Source organism: Frigoribacterium sp. PhB107 (genome assembly GCF_003751515.1).
GTDB lineage: Bacteria > Actinomycetota > Actinomycetes > Actinomycetales > Microbacteriaceae > Frigoribacterium.
The window spans coordinates 1123150-1129174 of the sequence record NZ_RJKU01000002.1 but is presented as its reverse complement, the minus strand read 5'-3'; the positions used below and the strand labels follow the sequence as shown (position 1 = coordinate 1129174).

Below are 6025 nucleotides of genomic sequence, written 5' to 3'. Positions count from 1 at the left end.
CCCCGCCGCCCGCCCCCCCCCCCCCCGCCCCCCCCCGCCGCCCCCCCCCCGCCCCCCCCCCCCCCCCCCGCCCCCCCCCCCCCCGGGGGGGGGGGGGGGGGCGCCGCCCCCCCCCCCCCCCCCCGCCCCTCCTCGGTCAAGGGTTCAAAGGGATCAGAACCAGAGAGCGAGCTCGCGCGCGGCGCTCTCGGGGCTGTCGCTGCCGTGCACGAGGTTCTGCTGCACGGCGAGGCCCCAGTCGCGGCCGAGGTCGCCGCGGATCGTGCCGGGGGCGGCGGTGGTCGGGTCTGTCGTGCCGGCGAGCGAACGGAAGCCCGGGATCACGCCGTTGCCCGCGACGCGGATCGCGACGGTGGGGCCGCTCTGCATGAACTCGACGAGCGGCTCGTAGAACGGCTTGCCGACGTGCTCCTCGTAGTGCTGGGCGAGCAGGTCGCGGTCGGCCTGGACGAGGCGCAGGTCGACGAGCGAGTAGCCCTTCGCCTCGATGCGGCGGAGGATCTCGCCGGTGAGGCCGCGGGCGACGCCGTCGGGCTTGACGAGGACGAGGGTCTCTTGGAGGTCGGTCACTGGTGCTCCTTCGTGTGGGGCGGGTGGTGGTTCGGGTGGCTGGTGGGCTGTGGTCGCGGGGCGGCGGCGGCGCGAGCCGTCAGGGCTGCGGGCCGAAGCGCGCCGCGTTCAGGCGGTCGAGCTGGGTGCCCTTGACGAGGCAGTAGGTCCAGATCGCGACGAAGAGGGCCGCGACGACGTACATGACGGGGTCGAGGAGACCGCAGGCGACGAGCCCGAGCTGGACGACCCAGCCGAGCACGATCCCCCACCGCCAGCGCAGGGTGCGCGACACGAGGAGGATCAGGACGATGGCGCCGAGGCCGCCGCCGAAGGCAACGCCCGTGGGCAGCAGGTCGCGTCCGTTGACGACGAGCATGACGAAGAACAGCGACATGGCCTCGAGCACGAGCACGATCGACAGCAGGCTCTCGGCCGCGCCGCGTCGACGCGCCCGGCGCGTCGGGCGCGCGCGGCGCGTCGGGCGCGCGCGGCCGGTGGGGTCCGCAGGAGGCGGGGCCTCGGTCACGAGAGCCCGCCCTCGGCCTGCGAGAGCGCGAGCACGTCGCCGACCAGCGTGATCGACCCCGCCACCACGACGCCGCCGGGCTCGTCGCCCTCGGCCTCGTCCGCGAGGTCGCGGGCCGTGCGGAGCGCCGCCACGAGGTCGGTCTCGACCACGACGCGTGCGGCCCCGACGACGCCGACCGCCACGGCCGCGAGCTCGTCGGCGTCCACGGAGCGGTCGGAGCCGCTCTGCGTGACGACGAACTGGTCGACCGTGCCCGAGAGCGCGCGGACGATGCCCGCCGCGTCCTTGTCGGCGAGGACCGAGAGCACCGCGACGACGCGTCCGAACTGGAAGTAGTCGTCGATCGCCTTGGCGAGTGCTCGCGCGCCGTGCGGGTTGTGGGCCGCGTCGACGAGGATGGTCGGCTCGTTGGCCACGATCTGCAGCCGCCCGGGCGACGTCGCCGCGGCGAGCCCCTCGGCGAGCACGTCGTGGTCGAGCGCCTGGCTGCCGCTGCCGAGGAACGACTCGACCGCGGCCACCGCGACGGCCGCGTTCTGCGCCTGGTGGTCGCCGAAGAGCGGCAGGAGCAAGTCCTCGTAGCGGCCGGCCACGCCGCGGATCGTGACGACCTGGCCGCCCACCGCCACCGTCGTGGACTCGACGCCGAAGGCGACGCCCTCGACGGCCAGCGACGACTCGGTGAGCTCGGCCGCGCGCTGCAGCTCGGCCAGCGCCTCCGGCAGCTGGGCCGCGCTGACGACCGACGCGGCCGGCTTCACGATGCCGGCCTTGGTCCGGGCGATGGCCTCGACGGTCGACCCCAGCCGGGCCTGGTGGTCGAGCGCGATCGGCGTGAAGACCGCGACCTGGCCGTCGGCGACGTTCGTGCTGTCCCACTCGCCGCCCATGCCTACCTCGAGCACGACGACGTCGGCCGGGGCGTCGGCGAAGCACGCGAAGGCGAGCGCCGTGAGCGCCTCGAAGAACGTGAGCGTCGGCTCGCCCGCCGCCTCGAGCTCGGTGTCGACCATCGTCAGGTAAGGCTGGATGTCGTCCCAGTTGGCGACGAGGCGCTCGTCGCTGATCGGCTCGCCGTCGACGACGATGCGCTCGTTGAGTCGCACCAGGTGGGGGCTCGTCATGAGCCCGGTCCGGAGTCCGTGGGCGCGGAGGACGCTCTCGATCATGCGGCTCGTCGACGTCTTGCCGTTGGTGCCCGTGATGTGGATCACGGGGTAGGCACGCTGCGGGTCGCCGAGCAGCTCGACGGCCCGGCGCGTGGCCGACAGGCGCGGCTCGGGGGCGGACTCCCCCACGCGGGCCAGCAGCTCGTCGTGCACCCGGGTCGCCTCGGCGGCGAACTCGCCGTCGCCCTGGCCCGCGCCGTCGTCCTTCTTGCTCTTCTTCGGGCTCACGCTCGTCGCACCTCCACCGTCACGGCTGAGCCGGAGCCGACCGCGACCTTCCCGTCGCGTCCCGCGACGTCGTCCTGCACGTCGACGACCAGCTCGGTCGTCAGGGTCTCGGCCTGCACCATGTCGCGGTGCGTCCCGAGCGCCGCGGCCGCGACCGCGTCGGTCGCCACGGTCGTCACGACCCGGTCGGACACGTCGAGGCCCGCGGCCTTGCGTGCCTGCTGCACGGCCCGGACCACGTCGCGGGCCAGGCCCTCGGCCTCGAGTTCGGGCGTCGTGGCCGTGTCGAGCAGCACGAAGCCGCCGTCGCCGACGAAGGCGATCGCCGCCGACGGGTCGTCGACCGCCAGCTCGAGGGTGAACTCGCCCGGCAGCAACTCGACGCCGCCGACGACGACGTTCTCGCCGGCGGGGGCCCAGTCGCCCTTCTTGGCGGCCGGGATGACCTGCTGCACCTGCTTGCCGATGCGGGGCCCTGCCGCACGGGCGTTGACGGTCAGCTTGCGGGTGACGCCCCACTCGCCGAGGCTCTCCTCCGTCAGGGGCGTGAACGCCACCTCCTTGACGTTCAGCTCGTCGCGGAGTATCGAGCCGAACGGCTCGAGGCCGGCTGGGTCGGGCGCGACGACGGTGAGGCGGGCCAGCGGCAGGCGCACGCGCAGGCCGGTCGCCTTGCGGAGCGCCAGGCCCGACGACGCGATCGCGCGGACGGCGTCCATCGAGGCGACGAGGGCGTCGTCCTCGGGGAACGAGGAGGCGTCGGGCCAGTCGGTGAGGTGCACGCTGCGACCGCCGGTGAGGCCCTTCCAGATCTCCTCCGTGACGAGCGGCGCCAGGGGCGCGGCGACGCGCGTGACCGTCTCGAGGACCGTGAAGAGCGTGTCGAAGGCGTCGCGGTCGTCGCCGGCCCAGAAACGGTCGCGCGACCGGCGCACGTACCAGTTGGTGAGCACGTCGGCGAAGTCGCGCAGGGCGGCCGCCGCGAGCGGCGAGTCGAGCGCGTCGAGGTGCCGCTCGACGTCGGTCACGAGGAGGCGCGTCTTGGCCAGCAGGTACCGGTCGAGCACGTCGGTCGAGTCGGTCCGCCAGGTCGCGACCAGGCCGTCCGCGACGTGCCGGCCCTCGCCTCCCGAGCTGCCGCCGTCGGCGGCGTTCGCGTAGAGGGTGAAGAAGTAGTAGGTGCTCCAGAGCGGCAGCAGGAACTGCCGGACGCCCTCGCGGATGCCCTCCTCGGTGACGACGAGGTTGCCGCCGCGGATGACCGAGCTGGACATCAGGAACCAGCGCATCGCGTCGGCGCCGTCCCGGTCGAAGACCTCGGAGACGTCGGGGTAGTTGCGGAGGCTCTTCGACATCTTCTGTCCGTCCGAGCCGAGCACGATGCCGTGGCTGATCACGTTCGAGAACGCGGGCCGGTCGAAGAGCGCCGTCGACAGCGCGTGCATGACGTAGAACCAGCCCCGCGTCTGCCCGATGTACTCGACGATGAAGTCGGCGGGGGCGTGCGACTCGAACCACTCCTGGTTCTCGAACGGGTAGTGCACCTGCGCGAACGGCATCGAGCCCGAGTCGAACCAGACGTCGAAGACGTCCTCGATGCGGCGCATCGTGCTCTGCCCCGAGGGGTCGTCGGGGTTCGGCCGGGTCAGGTCGTCGATGTACGGACGGTGCAGGTCGGGCTCGCCCTGCTCGTTCGTCGGCAGGCGGCCGAAGTCGGCCTCGAGGTCGGCCAGCGAGCCGTAGACGTCGGTGCGCGGGAACGCCGGGTCGTCGCTGCGCCAGACGGGGATCGGCGAGCCCCAGTAGCGGTTTCGCGAGATCGACCAGTCGCGGGCGCCCGCGACCCACTTGCCGAACTGGCCGTCCTTCACGTTCTCGGGCACCCAGGTGATCTCCTGGTTGAGGTCGCCCATCCGGTCGCGCACGTCGGTGACGCGGACGAACCAGCTCGAGACCGCCTTGTAGATCAGCGGGTTGCGGCAGCGCCAGCAGTGCGGGTAGCTGTGCTCGTAGCTCGCGAGCCGTACGAGGCGGCCGTCGGCCCGGAGGCGCTGCACGAGCACCTTGTTGGCGTCGAACACCTGCAGCCCGGCGACGCCGAGCTCGTCGAACATCGGCAGGAAGCGGCCGGCCTCGTCGACCGACACGATGACGGGGATGCCCGCGGCGGCGCAGACCAGCTGGTCGTCCTCGCCGTAGGCGGGCGCCTGGTGCACGATGCCGGTGCCCTCGCCGGTCGCGACGTAGTCGGCGACGAGCAGGCGCCAGGCGTTCTCGGTGCCCCACGCCTCCGTGTCGGCGTAGACGTCCCAGATGCGGTCGTACTCGACGCCCTCGAGCTCGGCGCCGGCGAAGGTCGCCGTGACGGCGGCCTGGGCCGCCTCGGGCGACTCGTAGCCCAGGTCCCTCGCGTAGGCCGCGAGGGTGTCGGCGGCGAGCAGGAACACGCTGCCCGTGAGCAGCTGCTGGTCGCCCGTGCGCTCGCCGGGCAGCAGGGCGTGCGGCACCGTCACGTACGAGATGTCGGGCCCCACGGCGAGCGCCATGTTCGTCGGCAGCGTCCACGGGGTCGTCGTCCAGGCGAGCGCCTCGACGCCGGTCAGGCCGAGCGACTCGGCCTTGGCCCCGACGAGGGGGAACGCGACGGTGACCGTCTGGTCCTGGCGCATCTTGTAGACGTCGTCGTCCATGCGGAGCTCGTGGTTCGACAGAGGCGTCTGGTCGTGCCAGCAGTAGGGCAGCACCCGGAAGCCCTCGTACGCGAGCTGCTTGTCCCACAGCTGCTTGAAGGCCCAGAGGACGCTCTCCATGTAGCTGACGTCGAGGGTCTTGTAGTCGTCGTCGAAGTCGACCCAGCGGGCCTGGCGGGTGACGTAGCCCTGCCACTCGTCGGTGTACTGCAGCACCGAGCTGCGCGCCGCGGCGTTGAACGCGCCGATGCCCATGTCGTCGATCTGGTGCTTCTCGGTGATGCCGAGCTGGCGCATGGCCTCGAGCTCGGCGGGCAGGCCGTGGGTGTCCCAGCCGAACCGGCGGTGCACCTGCTTGCCGCGCATGGTCTGGTACCGCGGGAACACGTCCTTGGCGTAGCCGGTGAGGAGGTGCCCGTAGTGCGGCAGGCCGTTGGCGAAGGGCGGGCCGTCGTAGAAGACCCACTCGTCGCTGCCCTCGCGGGCGCGGATCGACTCCTGGAAGGTGTCGTCGCGACGCCAGAAGGCGAGCACGCCCTGCTCGACGTCGGGGAACCGGGGCGATGCGGGTACCGGCTTGTAGGCCATGGGGGCTCCAGGTGCTGCGGATGTCCGTCCACGAGGACGCCTGCCGAGGGTTCTCGGTCGGCGCGGTACCACCTCGCTTGCCGCCCCTGGCGGGACGACCTCTCTGCTGCGGCTGTGACGGGCCTGCCCCGCTCGGGTCTAGTGACGCCTCCTGCCCCGGTGTCGGGACGATCGACGCGTTCTGCCGAGTGCTCCCCGGTGATGGCCGGATCAGTGCTCGTCCATCATACGAGCCGAGGAGGCGGGACGCGATCAGGTGCAGGCAGTGC

Annotated in this window: 4 protein-coding genes; all 4 read right to left on the bottom strand. The window is 72.7% G+C overall.

All coding sequences use genetic code 11. The features are described 5' to 3' along the window. Window positions 1-153: 153 nt before the first annotated feature. Window positions 154-570 carry a nucleoside-diphosphate kinase gene (ndk, locus tag EDF18_RS13500; protein ID WP_123548247.1) on the bottom strand — a complete coding sequence of 139 codons (417 nt, stop codon included), beginning with the start codon at window positions 568-570 and terminating at the stop codon, window positions 154-156. 79 nt (window positions 571-649) lie between these two features. Beyond that, on the bottom strand, window positions 650-1078 hold the full coding sequence (locus tag EDF18_RS13495) for a DUF4233 domain-containing protein (protein WP_123548246.1): 429 nt from the start codon (window positions 1076-1078) through the stop codon (window positions 650-652). Continuing rightward, window positions 1075-2478: a folylpolyglutamate synthase/dihydrofolate synthase family protein gene (locus EDF18_RS13490; protein WP_123548245.1), complete on the bottom strand. Its 1404-nt coding sequence runs from the start codon at window positions 2476-2478 to the stop codon at window positions 1075-1077. The genes EDF18_RS13495 and EDF18_RS13490 overlap by 4 nt, the downstream gene beginning before the upstream one ends. Then, the gene (gene ileS / locus EDF18_RS13485; protein WP_123548244.1) at window positions 2475-5756 is read right to left on the bottom strand and encodes an isoleucine--tRNA ligase; all 3282 of its coding nucleotides are present in this window, start codon (window positions 5754-5756) and stop codon (window positions 2475-2477) included. The genes EDF18_RS13490 and ileS overlap by 4 nt, the downstream gene beginning before the upstream one ends. Between the last annotated feature and the right edge of the window lie 269 nt (window positions 5757-6025).